The organism is uncultured Fibrella sp. (genome assembly GCF_964250085.1).
Lineage (GTDB): Bacteria > Bacteroidota > Bacteroidia > Cytophagales > Spirosomataceae > Fibrella.
The window spans coordinates 23,485-44,119 of sequence record NZ_CAXUEC010000002.1; the positions used below are offsets into that span (position 1 = coordinate 23,485).

Annotated in this window: 10 protein-coding genes; 9 read left to right on the top strand and 1 reads right to left on the bottom strand. The window is 50.8% G+C overall.

Annotated elements, in window-relative coordinates:
- Positions 1-16 precede the first annotated feature (16 nt).
- From ACFE8Q_RS05570 to ACFE8Q_RS05580, 3 genes are read left to right on the top strand one after another with little or no spacing between them, the layout of a single operon-like run.
- Positions 17-3,067 (top strand): hypothetical protein, encoded by a 3,051-nt coding sequence (locus tag ACFE8Q_RS05570; RefSeq protein ID WP_375444383.1) that lies wholly within the window; start codon positions 17-19, stop codon positions 3,065-3,067.
- 56 nt (positions 3,068-3,123) lie between these two features.
- Positions 3,124-7,530, top strand: a complete 4,407-nt coding sequence (locus ACFE8Q_RS05575) for a DUF6443 domain-containing protein (RefSeq protein ID WP_375444384.1) — start codon at positions 3,124-3,126, stop codon at positions 7,528-7,530.
- Positions 7,527-7,961 carry a hypothetical protein gene (locus tag ACFE8Q_RS05580; protein ID WP_375444385.1) on the top strand — a complete coding sequence of 145 codons (435 nt, stop codon included), beginning with the start codon at positions 7,527-7,529 and terminating at the stop codon, positions 7,959-7,961. The genes ACFE8Q_RS05575 and ACFE8Q_RS05580 overlap by 4 nt, the downstream gene beginning before the upstream one ends.
- 180 nt (positions 7,962-8,141) lie before the next feature.
- On the opposite strand, the gene ACFE8Q_RS05585 is transcribed toward ACFE8Q_RS05580, so the two are convergent.
- Positions 8,142-8,777, bottom strand: coding sequence for a transposase (locus ACFE8Q_RS05585; protein WP_375444386.1), 636 nt, complete (start codon positions 8,775-8,777; stop codon positions 8,142-8,144).
- Positions 8,778-8,865: 88 nt separating this feature from the next.
- Between ACFE8Q_RS05585 and ACFE8Q_RS05590 the strand changes: the two genes are divergently transcribed.
- The 6 genes from ACFE8Q_RS05590 to ACFE8Q_RS05615 all read left to right on the top strand — a co-directional run bounded on the left by ACFE8Q_RS05590 (position 8,866) and on the right by ACFE8Q_RS05615 (position 20,417).
- Positions 8,866-9,372 (top strand): hypothetical protein, encoded by a 507-nt coding sequence (locus ACFE8Q_RS05590; RefSeq protein ID WP_375444387.1) that lies wholly within the window; start codon positions 8,866-8,868, stop codon positions 9,370-9,372.
- A 17-nt stretch (positions 9,373-9,389) separates the two neighbouring features.
- On the top strand, positions 9,390-10,574 hold the full coding sequence (locus tag ACFE8Q_RS05595; protein ID WP_375444388.1) for a DUF6563 family protein: 1,185 nt from the start codon (positions 9,390-9,392) through the stop codon (positions 10,572-10,574).
- A 115-nt stretch (positions 10,575-10,689) separates the two neighbouring features.
- Entirely contained in the window at positions 10,690-12,354 is a 1,665-nt protein-coding gene (locus ACFE8Q_RS05600; protein ID WP_375444389.1) for a leucine-rich repeat domain-containing protein, read from the top strand.
- A 52-nt stretch (positions 12,355-12,406) separates the two neighbouring features.
- Positions 12,407-14,776, top strand: a complete 2,370-nt coding sequence (locus tag ACFE8Q_RS05605; RefSeq protein WP_375444390.1) for a gliding motility-associated C-terminal domain-containing protein — start codon at positions 12,407-12,409, stop codon at positions 14,774-14,776.
- A gap of 1,097 nt (positions 14,777-15,873) precedes the next feature.
- Entirely contained in the window at positions 15,874-16,719 is an 846-nt protein-coding gene (locus ACFE8Q_RS05610) for a hypothetical protein (RefSeq protein WP_375444391.1), read from the top strand.
- Between the two features lie 176 nt (positions 16,720-16,895).
- The gene (locus ACFE8Q_RS05615) at positions 16,896-20,417 is read left to right on the top strand and encodes a sialate O-acetylesterase (RefSeq protein ID WP_375444392.1); all 3,522 of its coding nucleotides are present in this window, start codon (positions 16,896-16,898) and stop codon (positions 20,415-20,417) included.
- Positions 20,418-20,635 lie beyond the last annotated feature (218 nt).

The following is a 20,635-nucleotide window of genomic DNA, read 5'->3' on the forward strand; positions in this document are numbered from 1 at the left end:
CTTATCCTCAGCATATATGAAACGATTGACATTGCTGTCTGGCTTCATGTTAGGCCTGCTAGCCGTCCTGTGGCCTGCTAAAAAGGCTACTGGACAAGATAATCCCAAAAGTTCAACTGCCGCATCGACTGCGGCAGTAGGGTTCTTTCCTGGTAACAGAGGCCCTAACGCAGGCAACACATCGGAAGCGGCTACGCAGAACCGACTAAGTGATGTACCTGTAAACCTCTACACGGGTACGCCTGTCATCAATTTTCCTATCTATACCTTGCAGGAAGGGGCGTTAGCTGTGCCCATTAGTTTGGGTTATACGGGAGGCGGGCTACGCGCCAACGACATAGCGTCGTGGTGTGGACTAGGCTGGACTCTACAAGCGGGTGGTATGGTAACGCGGCAAGTACGTGGCCTACCCGATGAAGGTAGCCCAAACGGCGGTACGTTTAAAGGATACTACCGAGTTGGCTGGAATTCGGCCAACAACCAGGACGACCATGAACCCGATTTATTTATCGCCAACTGTAACGGGCAAGTGGTAAAATTTATGCTCGATGCTGACCGGATTTTTCGGCCTATACCCGATGCCGATGTAAAGATTGAGGCAAGCTGGCGGCAGAATCGGGCTAATGGTAGCCTGAGCTGGATTAGTGGGTTCAAGATTACGTTTCCCGACGGGATGATTTATCGGTTTGGCGGCTACGATCAGCCTACGGTTGAGCTTTGGGAATATGTGATATCGAAGCCGCTTACCGATCCTGTACCCAGTGCCAACGATGCTTCACTGCTGATGCCAACGGCTTGGAATCTTCGGAGTATACGGTCGGCGCAGGGGCAGCAAATCACCTTTGAGTACGCCCGGGTTTATTACTCATATCCGCAGTTGGTCGATCAGCAAGTAAACGGCTTGCAGGGTACAGGCTATGCACCGCCGCTCTCGCTCAACCGGGTCTATGTGTCGTCGGAAATCATAACGGCTATACGAGGAGCCAATACTACTATCGAGTTCAACCCGACGACTACGTCCATATGTAGCCAATATGATCAACTGACAGGCGTTACCATTCCAACTGTTTGCAGTGCACCCACGCCGGACGTAAACCGCTATGATCTTCAGAATTGGGTGTTGACGTCGGATGCTTTCCCGAAAATCCTGAAACGGATCTACATCCGCGACAATCACGATGCTGGCCGTAACCTGAACTATTATTTCAACTATGGCTATTTTGAAGGATCGAGCAGTACCCCACGAAACGCGCTGCCAGCGGGTTATACCTACAATCAGGTTGGAAACAATCACCTGAAACGGTTGAAAATGACTGGTTTCACAATGCCTGACGGAACAACCTGCTCGTTTGCGTACGCCAATGAAACGAACGACTTCCCCAGCACACTTGTGCGGGGTATCGACCACTGGGGCTTTTTTAATGGCACTGAACCCAGGCATCTAATCGGTAAAGGTGATTGTCAGAACACAAACCCTGACTGGTTTACAAACCGAACCCCCACACTAAGTTGGGCGATTTACGGTTCACTGTCAAAAATCACTCTTTCGTCAGGTATTGAGACACAGTTGAATTACGAAAGCCACCAAGCCCACGATTACGGCGAAGTGGGTGGTATTCGGATCAAACAGATCGTCACGAAAGATGCCATCAGCAATTTAACGACCATCAAAGAATATGACTACAGCGACCCGGAGAATGGCTACAGGCAATCGGGGTTCCTGAGCCTGAAGCCGGTATACAGGTTTTCGGAGGCCAATGACTTGAGTCAGGTTTATTATAATTCGTACCTCTATCAGTCGGCATTGGCCCGGTCTGGTAAACCCATTGTGGGCTATGCCTATGTAAAGGAAACGGTCTATAGCGGCACAGACCTTAACCCGGTGACGTTTGATCGGGGACTTTATAAAACCGGATCGGTAGCAAGCTGGTTCGACCAGGACGAGAACCCTGTAGGTACGTGTGATGGCTCAGTCGATTTCTCACATACGCCCTGGAAATACCATCCCGATCAGGATTTGCGAGCCGGTAGCTTGAAAAAACAGCAGGTGCGTAACCGGGCCGATCAGCGCATCACTGAGACCGAGCTCACGTACGACACCCGGTCGGCGGGTTACAGTACAGGGGCGCGTAATATTCTGGTTTATAATGACCTCACAGTTGGTACATCAGAAAACTACTCACCTTCCATTAACAAATACCGCATTCGAAGCCAGGTTAATCGGCAATTTGACCAAAATGGCAACAACCAGATTGAAAGCCGGACTGAGTATTATTATAAAGAAGACATGGACGGTACCTATCTGGCCAAATACCCTGGTAAGCATAATCAATCTGTGAAAATCAAGACATGGGATTCCAAAGGGCAAGCAATTGAGAACCAAGTGCTCTATGCTGCAGACTTCGAATTTGGAACGGAAAATTATACGGTGCGCGAATGCGACTATGATGTATGCGACCGTTGTCCTCCCGATTGCCGCGACGTAACGTATACGCGCCCCCGCCAACCTGCTACCGAAGCTGCACAGGGTATCCGTCAACTTAAGCTCTTGAACATGGGGGCTACCGTGGTGGAAACCAATACCCAGAAAAACGGCAAATGCCTGGCGGCTACCTACTCGACGTTCAATTATTACAATGGACGCACAACCCGAGTGTATTCGTTGAACCAGTTTCCGATTACGGGTTTTACACCAGCCTACTACAATGCGAGTAACGACGAAATTGCTGTAGATAGTCGCCATAAACAGCGCGTATCTTACGACGAATACAACGATATCGGCATGCCTGTGCGGGTGCGAAGCACCAACGGCGACGGTACGACTACCCGCATTGTATATGACCACAATAATCTGCTACCCATATCGGTAACGGAAGATCATGGGGAAGGGCGACTCTCGATGACCACCTCCTACACCTACTTCCCGCTCTGGGGCGTGGCCACCCAACGACTACCCAATGGAACCGGCTTGAATTACAGCTATGATGGGATAGGGCGGCTTAAGGGGGAGCGCAACCAAAATAACCAGATACTGAAACGGATCGAATACAAGCGTAAAGATCAATAAAGTCGTCCCTGCGTTTTCTTCTTTTCTCTCTATCACCATTGATCTCTTCAATAGGTATGCGCCGTACTGTCTATTCTTTGCTGTTGTTACTTCTTCACGCAGGTACGTTGCTGGCCCAACAGCCCACCACTGGGGGCAAAAGCCGGGTAATTACCTATACGCCTCGCAACGAAACCGATGATACCAACGCCATCCAGCGCAACGGGGCTACCTCGGTGCAATACCTGGATGCGTCGGGCCGGGTGTTGCAAAGCGTAGCGGTAGGGGCCAGCCCAGATCCTAATCTAAATCCGAATCCTGACCAACGGCCGGCCCCTGATCAGAACCCTCGGCTAAGAGATTTTGTACAGGCCAATACGTTTGACCACCTGGGCCGCCCCGAACGGACGTACCTGCCCTATGCCGCCCCCACCGACAACAACAGCCGGGGGCGCCTACGTGACAATGTCGACCAAAATACGGTCAAATCCTTTTATTACGGCGATAATAACGCCTACAGCAAAGCTTCCTTTCGGGACAATGGTACGCTGGAACGGCAGATTGGTCCCGGCGAGACCTGGCACTCAGCCAATCGAGGTAGTCGCCAGGAGGTCTGGACAGCCGGAGGCAACGAGGTTGTCAACTGGGGCGTCAGCGACGATGGCAACACCATTAGCCAGTTAGGGAATTACCCGGGAGGCGTACTAATCAAAACCATTAGCTACAACGAGCAAGACCAACAGAGCGTCACCTACACCGACAAGGAAGGCCATACCTTACGCCAGGACGTCCAGGGCCTCACCACTCAATATGTTTATGATGATCTCGGGCGTCTAAGGGCTGTGATTCCACCCAAAGCCGCGTCGATGGGTACGTTCAATATCTATGACGGAACGGTGGGCGAACTGGTGTTCGTGTACAAGTACGACGACCGGGGGCGGCTCACCGAGAAACTTACGCCGGGTGGCGGCTGGACCTACTACGTCTACAATCAGCAGGGGCAAGCTGCCATGAGCCAGGATGCCCGGCAGCGGGGGCTAAACCAATGGAGTTTCGTGAAGTATGATGCCCTAGGGCGGACCATCCTGACGGGGGTGAAGAGCGAAACCCGTAACCGGGGCGAGCTACAGACTGAGGCCGATGGCTGGGCGCAGCAGTACGAAAGCCGCAGCGGCGGGGAAGGAAACAGGCAAGGCTACACGAATGGGAGCTGGCCTTCAGTCGGTGATAGTGACGTGCTGACGGCGAACTACTACGACGACTACAGTTGGGGCGTTGGCGAAGGTAGCCACAGTGGATACCAGGATGCAAAAGGATTGGCTACGGGTAACAAAGCTCGTCGGTCTGACAACAACGAGTGGCTCACCAGTGCCATCTATTACAACGACCGCAACCGGGTCACCACCCGCAAGACGCAGAACCATCTGGGAGCCTGGAACGAGACCAACTTCCAGTATAATTTTGCCGGGGAGGTAACCAGTGAGGCGGTCACCTACAGGCGTGAGGGGCGGAGCGATCTGACAGTAGTCAGCCGATACGCCTATGACCACGTCGGGCGAAAAACCAACGCCTGGCACAAGACTGGCAGCGAGCAGGAGGTGGAGATTGCCCGCTATGAGTATGATGACATGGGTCGGTTGGTCACCAAACGTACCCAGCCCGGCCAATACCAGACCGGCACTCCGACCTCCTCTACCCCTGAGGAACTGTACCGCAACACCAACGCCAGCAACGAGCAGACCGACGTGGCTACCGTACGAGTAGTGTTGCAACCTGGCTTTACGGCTTTTAGCGGAACCGCTTATACGGCCCGCATCAGTACCAACGGTGGTGGAGGCACTGGCACAACCGATGCCCTGCAAACGCTCAATTACCGCTACAATGTGCGCGGCCAACTGCGAAGTATCAACGGTAACGACAGCAGCGACCCCACCCTCGATGCCAGCCAGAATGACCTCTTTGCTTTAAGGCTCGACTATCATGAAGTACCAAGCCGTCATCCCGACCCTAACCAGCAGAGCCAGAATCGTACCCTTTACAACGGACTACTGGCCCAGCAAAGCTGGCAGAGTAAGACTCGCCCCCAAATACGAAGTTTCAATTACCGCTATGATGACCAAAACCGGCTTTCAGAGGCGAACTACAGTGGACAGGGCAGCGAGAACTTCCGGGTTTGGGACATTCAGTACGATAACAACGGCAACCTGACGCGCATGCAGCGCAACGGGCTGACAGCAACTAACACTGGCGAGCGTAACGGTAACCCCACAAACTGGGGACAGATCGATAACCTGTCCTATCAGTATACCAATGGAGGCAACTCAAACCGCTTGAGTGGTGTGGCTGAAGGAGCAGGCAATGCCGGGCTCCCCCTTGACAAACGGCCCATCGACTTTCGGAACCGCAATAATAGCGAAGACGACTATGGCTACAACGCTGACGGGAGCCTCAACCGGGACAGCAACAAAGAATTGCAGAGCATCCGTTACAACCGGCAGGGCCAGATTGACCTACTCGATTTTGGGAACAACCGGCGCATCGAGTACGCCTACGATGGGGCCGGAGCCAAGCTTTATAAGAAGATCACCAATGGCGGCAGTGTACGCTACCTACACTATGTGGGTGATCTGGAACTGACAGGCACCCAGGGCGAAACCATTCGGAGCATTGCTCATGATGAAGGGCGGGTGCTGCCCAGCGGGGGGACGTATGTGTATGAATACCAGTACCGCGACCATCTGGGCAACCTGCGGGTGAGCTATCGGCAGTTAGCGGCCAGTGCTTCGACCAGTGCTACGTTTGAGCCTAAGGAAGCCACCCGCGAGCAAACCCAATTTACGGGTGTAGCCGAAAACCGGGATGGCACCGAAGCCTGGGAAGGCAACTACTCGGCACGGGTGGTAGCGGGCGTTGGTCCGGGCAAAGAGTTGAGCGTCCTGGCTGGCGAGACGGTACAGATGCAGGTAATGGGCCACGTGGTGGAGCGGGAACGTACCCAGCAGAAGCGGCGGTGGTGGCCCTTCCCCTTCCTGCGCACCGAGCGGCAATACGACGAATTTGGCAGCGTAACTAGCAGCAAGCTGCGACTGGTGGGCGGGTTGGCCCTACCCCTGGGCAGGAAGACCGTCCGGCAGGAGCAGAAGCTGCCCCTTGCTTATCTGCAATACGTGCTCACCGACACGGCGGGGCGGGTGCTGGCTAGTGAGCGCAGGGCGTTGAGCGATTCGGCCAAAGGGGGCTGGGAGCCCCTGGAACTATCGGTACGTAGCGAAGTAGCGGCTACGCTGAAGGTGGTCGTCGTCAATGAAGGAAACGTCCCTGTCTACTTCGACAATCTGGTCATCAGCCAGCAGCCGCCGGTGGTCTCACAGGAAACCCACTACGACCCTTGGGGCATGGAATTGGTGGGCATCACCTCGGAGGGTGACCCCGACGATGACCATAAGTTTCAGGGCAAAGAGCACGAGGACGAGTTTAGCTTAGAATGGGACGACTTCGGGGCTAGGATGTACGACCCCCAGTTGGGAAGGTGGCACGATATTGACCCGGCAGATCAGTTTGCCTCTGGGTATGTGGGTATGGGCAACACCCCGACAACGGTAGTTGACCCCGACGGGCGGTTTGCCTTTATACCTATACTTATTGGCGCGCTAATAGGAGGCTATAGTGGCTATAAGCTTGGCGAAGCTAACGGAGCAAAAGGTTGGCAGCGGTTTTGGTATACATTGGGAGGTGCTGCGATTGGTGGTTTATCAGGTGGAATTGGAGACGCTGTCGCAACATCTGGAATAGCCTATGCTAAAACTGCTGCTTTGATAACGGCTTCGACTTTTAATTCGGCAGGTTTTGCTATCTTGAGCGGCGGTCAAACCTCTATCACGACACATTTTGGAGCTTTCTCTTTCGACTGGAAGCAAGGAGAATTCGGTTTTTTAGGCAAAAAAGGTAATTCTGTGTTAGATAACATAGGCTACGGACTCGGTTTACTGGCGAATGTTCAAGATGCCTTAGCAGGTCGCCTGTCTACAGACGTCGATCTTAGAACTGAGAATGAACCATCTCCAGGAAAGAAAATTGATGTAATAAGTCACTCCCAGTTAACTAGCGGAGACAAACCTATAATTGATTTTGGGCCAACAGAACAATTGGAAGGTCTCAGAGATTTTGATAAATTTGTTGGTGGAACAAATGGATACGAGAGTGGTTCTGTTTTGGAAAAAGCAAAAATGTGGGGTGGTCAAAAACTCAAGATTGATGATATTAATTTTGAGACTATATTTAAATATTCTCAAAAATTGAATAGCGCTCCAGGCAAATACAATTTTTTAGTCAGTAGCTGTGTGACTAAAACTTCTAATGCTCTAAATATGGCAGGCTTTTTCAATTTAGGCATTCATCCATATTTGCTTCATATTCAAGCATATCTTAGGAGTGTAGGAGCCCGCCCAGCTCTTTTTTCTTATCAATTAATTGGTCGAAAATGAAAAAGATCGCCTTATTTTTGTTCTTGTTGCCGTCACTGAATAATCCAATTTTGGAGTTTAAAGAAGTTCAAATATACAGTAAACAAAGTGGAAGCGGATTTAAAACAGGATCTGCTGAACGTAAATTCTCGGAGTTAAAACTGAGTAATGCGAATCTTGTACTGGTCAACTCCACTCAATTGAGCAGAATAAATTACTTTTTATCCACAGCGTCTTGCAGAAATTTACATAATACTAAATTGGGAATTAATGTAATTTTCGGTGTCGCAAAAACCAGAAATGGTCAATCAATAAATCTGACAATTACATCAAATTCGGTTACTGATTTTACGCATCACAAAGTTTACCGAGTATCAGAAGAAAATCTTCCTGAGTATAAGATGTTTATTGATAGTCTTTGGATACTGTACAACACAGTAGAAGTGAGATAAGAGTTTAAGAGGGTGTTAGGGAATTACGTTTGGCATTAAGCGTCAATTCGTTGTAGCATGATTTGAATGTTGGCCAAATACAGCCAATTCACCGAATATGATATGGTGTACTCATAGTCTTGATTATCCGCCGGAAGAAATTCGTCCTGGCAATAGTTCTTTCTACCACCCATCGTTTGGCTACAGGAACAAAACCCTGAGCCGTTTCGGGACGTGAGGCCCGCTCAAAATCGATACTCCATTCGGATAATGCCCGAGCAAAAACGCCATTGTAACTTGATCACCATATACTTTTTCTAACCGCTCGCCTATACGCCATAGTAAATCACCTACCGACGCCATGGCGGCTGGTCCATCGTCTTGCTGAGCAGCATGCACACCCACTAGCCAAATCCGGCCCTGTGTATCAACGATCAATGGTCGTTTACGACCATTGATACATTTGTGCCGATCAAAACCACGGTCTTGCCAGATCAGAGGATGTAGCTTAATGTTCTGTGAATCAATGTATAAGACAAAGGGGCATGCTTCACGTCTTGCTCGTTGACGATCCATTTGGTTCAACATCGCATTGATTTGCTCGAATGTGCCATCACCTTTCCATTGGTCAAAGTAGTAGTAGACCAGTTGCCAATGCGGCCAGTCAGGAGATAAATTTCGCCACTGACATCCTGTGTGTAGCAACCATAAAATGATATCGACGATCAAACCGGTCCGCCGGTGCGGCAGTTCATACTTACGCTTGCGTTTCAGATTGAAAAAGGGCAAAATTGCGGCTCCTTGAGGGTCGGTCAGTGGCTTCCACTGTTTGGTCATGACTCTGTAGTTTGGCGACAACAAAGTTGACACGACTCTCAACCTTTCTCAATTCCTAAACACGCTCTAAGAATAGCTCCGGGGCTACGTGTATGAATACCAGTACCGTGACCATCTGGGCAACCTGCGGGTGAGCTATCGGCAGTTAGCGGCCAGTACGTTGACCAGTGCTACGTTTGCCACCCGTGAGCAAACCCAGTTTACGGGCATAGCCGAAAACCGGGATGGCACCGAAGCCTGGGAAGGCAACTACTCGGCACGGGTGGTAGCGGGCGTTGGTCCGGGCAAAGAGTTGAGCGTCCTGGCTGGCGAGACGGTACAGATGCAGGTAATGGGCCACGTGGTGGAGCGGGAACGTACCCAGCAGAAGCGGCGGTGGTGGCCCTTCCCCTTCCTGCGCACCGAGCGGCAATACGACGAATTTGGCAGCGTAACTAGCAGCAAGCTGCGACTGGTGGGCGGGTTGGCCCTACCCCTGGGCAGGAAGACCGTCCGGCAGGAGCAGAAGCTGCCCCTTGCTTATCTGCAATACGTGCTCACCGACACGGCGGGGCGGGTGCTGGCAGTCTGCTCTCTTGTCTATATTTGGCCCTGAAAAAACTCCGCATAAAAATGCAACTCACCATCTCCAGATACTACCTGATTGTTCTGCTTTCCATGATCACTGTGGTTGGGTTCGCTCAACCGAAGCCGCTTGTGAGCTACGTTGATCTATTGTATGATCTGGCGATGGCACCAGCCAATCGGTTATTTAGTGTCGATTCACTGGCCGACATGCGAACCGATACCTCGTCGAGGCTGGGTACGTTGCAAAAATCATCAGGTAAACTGGCCGAGGTGCGGTTTCGTAATGGCTTCCTCCCCACATTGACTAATGTGGTGTTTATGACGATACCCAATCTGGACGATAAATTCACGCCCTACACGTTGCTGATCCATGAATTCGAGGTTGCCGCGCAGCCCGGTACGGCCAGGCTTGCCCTTACCCTCACCTTTGCCCGACGTGATTCAGCCCGGCAACTACGCCCGGTATTCAGGGCCGAAATCGATCAGGAGGGCAGTACCTACCTACCCGATCTCTTTAAGCAAAGCCTGACCAAAGCATTTTTTAAATTTAACGAGTATCTGGCTAATCCTTCTACGGTGCCTCCCCGCTATAGTGATGCCGATCTGGAAGCCGCCAATGCCGCTGAGGTGTTAGGCCTCTCCAAAACGATGTACCCCGAAGCAGTTGGTGAAACCGACGACCTGCTACGAAGTCCTGAGCGCCGGGTGGGCATTTATCAGAACTTTGATGATCTGCGCCGCAACCGACCATCCCTAACCGGCCAATTGAATGTAGAGGCCCTTAATGGCTTTGCTACGCTCCGCAAGCCGAACGGGTCAAAAGCTCGGTTTCGGTTCTATGGCTTCTACGATGGGCAACACCTGTACGTCAGCAACACGCTCTATCAATCGGGGGCAGTAGCCCGTAAGTATGTGCAGGTACGTCACATTGGCCGGTATCTGCTCTGGATCGACAATTACCTGACCGCCGCCGAACAGGCAACGCAGATCGGGTTGGGCGCCACGTTTGGTGTATTAGGCGCACTAGCTGCCACGGCCACCGCCGACCGGCATGATTGCATTGCGCTCGATATGGAAACAGGAGGCGTGATGCTGGTCGATAAAGCCCGTATGGGTACGTTACTGGCCGGGCACCCCGATCTGCTGGCTGAGTATGAGGCATTGCCCGCTAAAGGGAACGAGCGGCGGCAAATCGAATTGCTCGATAAACTCAACCAACGGCTAAAATGAGAACCGGCTACCTACCCCTAATATACCCCCAATATACCCCTTGAGGGGTATTGAATCCCGCCTGTTTGACCCCCACATTTGTTGACAATCAAGCGGCCAGGCTGGCTTTATTCTTATGCGCTTCGCTCTTCTACTCATTGGGTTATCCATGCCCTCCCTGGCGCAGACCCTCCGACAGCCGACCTCTTCTTCGGTGGTCGACGTGGCCCAAACCGCCTTAGCGGTCTATCTGCCGTCAATAGCCCCTGCCGACTCCACGCAGCCAGGTACGTTCACTTCGCTGGCCAAAGCGTTACGTCACCCTAAGCAGGTAAAGCAGTTGCTTTTGCATAATGTGTCGGCGTTACCAGCCGACTTAGGCGTGTTCAAGAACCTGGAGTCGTTGGTTATAGAAGGTGGAACGTTGACTTCGCTGCCAGCGTCGGTGGGTAAACTCGTTAACCTGAAACGATTACGAATCGAAAGCACTAAACTGGCCCAACTACCAGCCGAGATCGGTCAACTCAGTAACCTCCAATCGCTTCAGGCAGCAGGGAATCAACTCAAGTCTTTGCCGGGTGAACTCGGTAAGCTCACCAATCTGGAGTCGCTCAATGTGGTGGGGAATCAGCTAACGGCCTGGCCCGAACAAATACTGGCCGGATTACCCAAACTCACTGACCTCCAACGACGGGGAAACCTCATTCCGAACTTACCGCTGAGCCCGGAGGAACTGCTCAAAACGCCTGTTGTAACGGATCTGAAAGCCGCCCTGGCCAATCCTAAACAGGTGTATCGCATGGCACTCTCCAACGCAAGTGAGTTGCCTGAGTCGCTGGGTATGTTGACCAATCTGCAACAACTACGCCTCGATAATAACATGCTGGCTCAATTGCCGGCGTCAGTGGGGAACCTCAAAAACCTGCAAAGCCTGAGTGTCCTCAACAATCAGCTCACCAAGCTTCCCGAATCGCTGGGTACGTTGACGAACTTAAAATCGCTGAATGTAGGGGTTAATCCGTTGCAGGAATTACCCGCAAGCCTGGGTGATTTAGTCAACCTGCAATCGTTGGAGGTGTATAATTGTAAACTTACGAAGCTGCCCGAAAGCCTGGGTAACCTGACCAACTTACAAACGCTCCGGCTGTCGGCTAACCAACTGACTGGTCTACCAGCGAGTATGGGTAAGTTGGTAAACCTGAGTGAGCTAACGCTGACCACCAATAAACTCACAGCACTGCCTACTGAGCTAGGCAATATGCTCAATCTGAAACAGTTGGGTTTATCCGAAAACGGGCTATCCAGTCTACCCGCCGAACTGGGTAAGCTGACCAATTTGAAGGTGCTTACCCTGCAACATAATCAGCTTTCGCAGGTACCGGCTGAGTTAGGAAAGCTAACCAACCTCTCGACGCTGGATCTGGGCCTGAACAAACTAACTGCGTTACCGGAGCAAATCGGTACGTTGACTAGCCTTAAACGCCTGGATTTGTCAGGTAATGTACTCACAAACCTACCAGAGAGCTTGGGACAACTAGTGAACCTGAAGCAGTTGAACCTGACTCAGAATCAACTGGCGAAGCTCCCCGAATCGTTGGGTGATCTGAAGAATCTATCCTCGCTTCGCCTGCTGGACAATCCCGTCCAACAATTGCCGGAAAGTATTGGCAAATTGACAAATTTGCGCGAGCTATCGGCTAACTTTAAAAGCCTCCCCTTGGCTGAATTGGCTAAATTGAAGACCAGTTTAGGGAGTACACTGGTATCTCCCCTGCAAGTACGAGGGTTAACCGGGCTTTAATTGAAATAGGTACGTTGCTCAATCAATCCGCTTGAACGTTTGGCTGGCCCCTATGAAACAGTTTATCGGTCTCTTTCTTATCCTGTTTCTACCGTTGGTGTTGCGGGCTAAGCATATCGTCGGTGGCGAATTATACATCGAGGCGTTAAAAGACAAACCGGGTCATGTCAAAATTGGCATGAACCAGTTTTGGGAAGACTATAATCCCTTCTCAGGCGAGGCTGATTCATTTCTACAGGTTCACATTTTCAGGAAGCAAAACCCAATAAAGATGGCTACCTACTATCTGGACCGGGACGCGCCTCCTACCTTGTTACCTTACGATAACGAGGCCTGCGCCAGGGATAAAAAGCTCAAAACCTACCTTGCCCAATTTTACGGCGTCCATACCCTCGACCCGGCCATCTACAGTGATCCCAGCGGCTACTACATCGTCTGGGAACGCTGCTGTCGGAGTAACAATATTACAAATCTGGGTAATGAAAATGGGGTTGGCATGATATTTTATGCCGAGTTTCCCCCCCTGAGCCAAAATGGCGTATTCGTAGCCAATTCAACGCCAACGTTTACTGCATCACGCGGCAACTACATCTGTTTAAATAAGGTATTCACGGTAAGTTCGGCCGCCACGGATGCCGATGGCGACGAGTTGCGCTACTCGCTGGTGACACCGTTTCAGGGGTACACTACCATAACCGACCCCTGGGATAATAACGGCATGGTACGGCAAAGCTACCCGCTTGTCAGGTGGACGCCAGGCTATAGCGCGACTGCCGCCATTCCTGGTAATCCGGCGCTAACGATTAATGCTAAAACCGGGCAGCTTACGGTTAAGGCTACCGAGGTTGGTTATTTTCTGTTCACCGTCCAGTGCGAGGAATACCGGGGTGGGAAGAAAATAGGGTCAGTCAGGCGTGATTTTATTTTGCCTGTAATCGATTGCTCCCGTACAACGCCCCCTATTCCCGAAATTAGTGTGAACGGGCAACCTATTCAGGAGGCGAAACTCTGTGAGGGTACCTCTCTGACGCTTACGACTGATCCTGATCCAAAGTGGCATTATCAATGGCAACGCGATGGCGTAAATCTAACCGGTAGTACAACATCGGCTCTTACGGTCAGTACAGCTGGGAAGTACACGGTCATCAAGAGCTTTTCGGTCACTTGCGCCAATGATACGATCTCGCCTGTAACGCAGGTATCTATCGTTCAAAAGCCAACGCCTAAGCTCGTTACACTGGCAGCTGATGGCGTGTCAACGGCGAAGCTCCCCCTCTGCGAAGGGGATTTTGTGCTGTTAAGTCTCTCAACAGTGTCACCCGGACTGACTTATACATGGGAGGCTGACAAGGTTGATGTTGCCATAAACGCCCCCCAGTATACAACCAATAAACCGGGGACCTACCGATTGACCGTTTCCCCGGAGGGCTCAGACTGCGCGGCCAGCGACGAGATCCAGTTGCTGTTTCAGCCTAAGCCAATGGCGGTCATAACCGCCTCGGCCCTGCAATTCTGTGCTGGTGATTCGGTCAGCGTAGTGGCAACGAATGACCAACCCTACCAGTATCGATGGGACCCTGTTACAGCCAACGCGCAGGCAACGCAATGGGTCAAGCAATCAGGCACTGTCCGGGTAACCATTACGAATGCTGCTGGCTGTAGTGCAATTTCGACACCCCTCTCACTGACCGCTTTAGAACGCCCGCAGGTAGCCGTAGATTCCATTGCGCCCGTATGTGCGAGCACTGCCCGCTTTCCTCTACAGGGGCGGCCCACAAATGGCCTCTGGTCAGGGCCAGGCGTGACGGGCGGACAGTTTGACCCTAGGACTGCTGGGGTAGGACTACACCCCATTAGGTACACTGTAAGGAATGCCGCCGGTTGCCAAACGACAGCGGTCCGCTGGATCGAAACGACACCGCCATTACTGCTCAATGGCCCTCTTTCGTATCAGGTTCAGCGGGGGGATACCACGCGGCTGCAATTAACGCCGAACATCAGTATTACTCGGATTGAGTGGCAACCCTCCCTTTATTTAGACAATCCGTTTCAAGTTGCCCCTTTGTATCAGTCAGGCGAGTCGCAACAGTATACCGTCCAGGCCGGAACAAGCGCAGGTTGCAGCGCCAGCATAGAGGTGAGTGTGACAGTTGTAGACCGACTCTATATTCCTAATGCCTTTTCACCCAATGGCGACGGGGTAAACGACAGCTGGCGAATTCTTAATCTTGACGCGTTTCCAACGTCTGAGGTCACCGTATTTAACCGCTGGGGCGAGCTCATCTATCAGTCCGTCGGGTCATACCTAAACTGGGATGGAACGTATAAACAGCAAACCGTTGAGCCAGGCGTTTACACCTATCTGATACGAACGGCACCTGCTGGCCATTTATATCGTGGTCAACTAACTGTACTGCGTTAATAAGTTAGAGCAACTCGCTCATGGCCCTTTGAGCAAAACATAGCCACGCTTTCAGTTATTCGAATGAGCACAACTTCTATTGAACTAGCCAATCCAACGCATGATTAATGGTGAGCGTGTCTATTTAGGCCGTCGAGGATCTTCTTGAGAGATTATGATTTAAGATTACCGTTGATTGCAGCATGCTCTGAGCGTGATTTCTGCGACGGATTAATGCACAACTTCTGTAAACATGGCAAAGGTTTCTCGGATGAATTTGACCCAGTCATGTTAGTATAAAGTGAAGAAAATTGGTTTGTCAGCGGCTTGCTTAGCTCGCCTCTGATGAGTTTTTATTTGAATATTCATTTCATGATCTATCAAGCATCAATAATGCTTTTAAGAATCATCATTAGATACGGTGCCAGCAGTATCCACTTGTAGGCAGATTATAGGCAGATCTATTAAAACTGCTTCCAAGGTGCGAATATCAGCTTAGGCTATGTGTCTTTTTTTTATAAAAGACACTCCAAGATGGATCGAGACGAATGGTCCATTGAAGACGTATTAGCTGCCTTTAAGCGAGAATACCAACCTAATATAATTGGAGATAGATAATAGTAAAATAATTGGCAATCAAATAGTATTTTGTTTATACTTGCATATCATTATTTGTCTCAACTTATTATCCTTAAGCGGTCTTTGCTATTTAAGTATTTTTTATTGAGTTTTAGTTTAACGTTTATGTTTTGACTAATGAACTTTGTGAAGCCATAGGTTGCCTATCTATCTGTTTAGCTAAAAAGTAGCCCTTGCTCATCCATCGGTTAGTTTTCCTCGCCAAGAAGGCTGATTTCCCTCCAAGCGCCGTAAATGAGAAAGAATTGAATCACGGCTCAGCAATACTTTCAATTATGCAATTACGCTCTCTCTTTTACTCGTTGTTTTTGCTAATTACTCTTTGTACTACCTTGATTGTCGCCGTACCTGGTTGTGTGAGTCCTACCCCAGTTGATCCTACCGACCCCTTTGATCTGACGTCGCTGGTCTCAACTTCATTAGTACAGACCCAAGTAGTTGAAGGAGTACGCTCCACGACGGTCACTTGGCCTGATGAGATGAAGACTGTCACCTACCCAGCCCAACCGCTGCCCCCGGCTAACTGCCACGTTACCCAGATGGTCTATCGGACCCTCAAATTGCCAAGCCAAACGGAGGCAAAGGGAGTAATCGTCGGGCAGGAGCGTCTCTACATCTACACACTTAAGGGATTGAGCACCCCAAAGTGGCCTTTAAACAGTGACTATCATCCCTTGTTTATTGAGCGCACTGTCACGTTGCGTTATGATGCATCAAACCGGTTAATTGAAGAAATTACCCGCCCCTGGGACCGGCCCAGCGATACAATCAGCTATTCTCATGAGCCTACCCGTATTCTCTATACCAATTCATATTGGGACAGTAAGCGCATCATTCAGCGCGATACACTGCCCATTGACAGTAGAGGGTTATCACGAAAAGACCCGAGAAGTTACCGCTATGGTTATTATGATAAGGACGGATTCTTAGCGGTGGGAAACTTTAGTGAGCAGGATCCTCAGATTCGGCGGATTCGGCAACAGGTTATCAACGGTAACCTGGTGGAACTCACCGATTCGTTAGATTATTGGGGAGAGACCCATTTTCGCTATCTCCACTACGTTGACCGGCCCAACGTGCCTACTACCACACCCTTCTTTGGTAAGCAAAGCCGTCAGCTAGTTGCTCAGCAATTGTGGTCATTACGGCTTAGTCCGTTTTACCGGGACGGTGACAAATACACGACCAAGTACGTCTATCTGTTCGATGTTCAAGGTCGAGTACGACGTAGCATTAGCTATGGCGTTCCGCTGGACCCAGGCTGGCCCTTCGAATTATTCACGGGAGGTATCAGCGTGATTGACTACAGCTATTCTTGCCCGTAAACGCTTTGTTTCTTTCTTAATTTAACCCCAATTCACACATGCCGCTTTCTTTACTTTTCCGATGTTTAGCATCGGGCTGGCTACTGCTATGCCTATGCGCCAACGGCGTACTTCACGCCCAGAGCACAGCTCAAACGACCAGACCTAATCCGACGAGACTGCCACCCCTTCCACCCATGACCGTTCCACGAGACCCAGCCTCGCTGGTCGTCAGTTGGCCTTACAGCGGCTCTGTGTTTCAACGAAATAACAGTGGAACCGGTAAATTTGTGGTGCAGGGATCGCTCAACTCATATTACGTTAAGACTGGCGATTATCAGTTCGTGGCTGAGTTAACACCCCTTCAATTAATATCAGGGCAGGCAGATATCAGTAAAAGTAGCATCGACGGTGGCGTTGCTCAAGTGACGGGGAATGGGTTTCGGTTTTCCATGGAGAACATACCCGCAGGTTGGTACGCTTTAAGCGTCACCGCTTTTCCGCTAGCGCAAAATTTACCTATATACTACCTGTATGCAGGCAAGGTCGGTATTGGTGAAGTGTTCATTATTGCAGGGCAGTCCAACGCGCAGGGCTTACCGAATGGTCCCGATGATCTAAACGTTGCTTATCCACTGCCTAGTTATGATGCCGTACGCGTTCAACCTAATGCAGTAGATCCGAATGTATTTGTGAACTATGCAAGTCCAACGGCTGTGGATGCCATCAGGAGAGAATACTTGCAACCTACAGTAGCAGCTAAAGATGTAGCTACAAATCAGGGCATTGCCCCAGCTGGTGGCTCCCTATGGTACTGGGCGCGAGTAGGTGAACGCTTGGCTGCTCAGTATGGCGTGCCGGTTGCTTTTTATAATGCTGCCTGGGGAGGAACGACGATTAAAGCTTGGGAGGAGTCTAAGGACGGGACCTCGCAGCCACTGGGATGGCCTGTCACGGGCTCACCAAGATATTCTCCGGGTTCTCCATATAGGCTCTTACGCGCTTCGCTTAATCTTTACGGCTCTAGTTTTGGCGTGAGGTCCGTTTTGTGGCTACAGGGAGAAACTGACGTCAAGGCTTTGGGTGATGTTGCTTCATGGGGTGATCGGAGCATCCAAAACGCCGAAGAATACCGAGATAAATTACATGCTATTATTCAGCAGACTCGGCAGGATTTCGGCGCGGTTCCTTGGGTTGTCGGGAAGACCTCTTACAACGATAGTCAGCAACGCCCGGGAGGCGCCCAGCCCCAGTTTAGTGATATTGTCCGGACAGGGCAAAGTCTGGCCGTATCAACAGCCACTGCTAGGGGATTGGCACAAGTTTTTGGAGGCCCGGACACTGATCAGTTCGTGACCGCTCGACGCTTTGATGTAGTTCATTTTGGCCATCGCGATGCAAATGACCCCAACGGCACTGATGGGTTGGCTCAGGCTGCTAACGCTTGGTTTGATAATTTACATCCATTGCTGTCGTCGAACGCACTTGTTCCGGTAACTGTAGATGGAATGGGTACTCTGCCACAACTATTATCGATCAGCGACGATGGAGTAACCGCTACGACTATGCCAGGTTATACTACCCGGTGGGTAGCCGATAACGGCAGTGGATTTGACCTCACGAACCCAGTCGCCATAGGAAATGCGTTTTCGGGTACAGGTGACTACCGGGCTGTTCTGACAAATGGTCAAGGCAACCGAATTGTTACGCAGACCGTGCATTTACCGTTTAGAGTGGTCAATGATGTCCAATCTGCTCCTAATGCCTGTTATACGATCAACGTAGACCAGACGGGCAAACGCCTCCAGGCGATGGGCGACAACTCAGTGCAACAGCAAACTATCAGCAACGCTCCCAACCAGATCTGGAAGCTGGATGACCGGGGTAATGGCCAGGTCAGTTTCACCAGTCAAGATGGCACGGGCCGGGTGATTCAAACAGTGAGTAACCCAACCGAAGGGGTTGGCATCTCACTCGGTAGCTACACTGGAACTTATCAACACTGGGCGTTGCAATCTAACCCATTAGCAACCAATCAGTGGCGGGTTTATTCACCAACTACGAACAACACTTGGGACCTTCAAGGATCCGCATCCCTCCCCTTACTTCAAATCTATGGAAATACATCGGAGAGCTTTGCCACACACCGTTCGTTCCGCTTTGAGACAACAGCATGTCCCAATACCAGTGGTGGAACATGCAACTTCACCCTCGTGCCAAGCACAACCGATAACGATACCAACCGCTCATGCGGTCAGGCCACTACTCTTAACGCCAACTGTTCAGGAGGGGATTGTGGTGTGGTTACTTATAGTTGGATCGGTAACGGCATCAGTGGCAGTAACTCCTCTATTAGCTTCAATGTTCCTAGTACGAATGGCAGCTACGACTACACGGTTACAGCCACTAAAGCAGGCTGTAATCCTGCATCCAGTACCATTACGATTAATGTATCAGGTTGTAGTCCAAACCCAGTTAGTCTCCCCTTGAACGCCTGTTACACCATTAACGTCGATCAAACGGGCAAACGCCTCCAAGCTATGGGCGACAACTCGGTACAACAACAAGCCATCAACAATGTCTCCAATCAGGTTTGGAAACTGGATGACCGGGGCAACGGGCAAGTTAGTTTCACCAGTCAGGATGGCACTAGCCGCGTGATTCAAGCAAATAGTAACCCTGCCGACGGAGTAGGTATATCATTGGGTGGCTACACAGGTACTTACCAGCACTGGGCTCTACAGTTTAACCCATCAGCGACTAATCAATGGCGGGTATATTCACCAACCACTAACAATACGTGGGACCTACAAGGATATGCTAGCTTGCCTGCTCTTCAAATTTACGGCAATACATCCGAGAGCTTCTATTCATACCGTTCATTCCGCCTCGAGGCGACGAATTGCTCTGTTAGTGGCAACTGTAATTTTGCGCTCACACCTACTATATCCGACAACAACCCCAACCGCTCATGTAGTCAAGCTGTTACTCTTAACGCCAACTGTTCAGGAGCTGATTGTGGGGTAGTTACTTATGGTTGGAGCGGTAATGGCATCAGCGGCAGCGGATCGTCCATCAACTTCAATGTTCCTGGTAACAACAGCAACTATACCTACACAATTACGGCCTCTAAAACTGGTTGTAACCCTGTACAAAACACCGTCGCCATCAATGTGTCGGGTTGCGGAGGCACAAATCCATGTGCGGCTTTTACTGTCGGTACTCAAGTGGCTTATCGTTCTCCAGGAACAGGCGACCCTTCAGTTAAGATTGTCGTTTCAGAAGCTGGTGGTTGCAAGCGGGCCGTATGGAGTGACGGCAGTGGGGCAGTCAACCGGGACTGGCTGCCTTATGTGACTGCCAACCCCGGGTTCAACCTCACTGATATCGCCAATTGCCTCAAATTTTCGGACGAACCCTGTGGGGCTCGATTGGGAATGGCAGAACTGGCCAACGATCCAATGAGCCTGGAATTAATTGTGGCTCCTAACCCCAACGATGGCCAGTTCACAGTCCGTTTCCAGACCCAAGCGGGACAAGTGGCCATGTTGCGATTAAGTGATGTAAACGGTCGGTCAGTCCGACCATCGCAGACCATTGAGGGCACGGGTCTGCTGCATGAAGAAGCCATCAAGTTACCAGTCAGCGTGCATGGCATGTTGTTGTTGGAGGTGGTCAGTGGTCAGCAGCGCGGCACCCGAAAGATACTGATTGATTAAATAACACAGGTAGATTAACAAGCCCAATGCAAGACAAAGGTCCCGGTCATGGCCGGGACCTTTGTCTTGCATTGGGGCAGGAGGGGAATCAGTTACAAGAAAGTCCCTTAGTTACCGTTCGCTAAATAGGACCATCTCGGCTTGATTATTCATACACTGCTACTGTGTAGGAAGGTGTGTTATAGCCCGTACTGTGGTCGCTATGTACATCTTCTGAC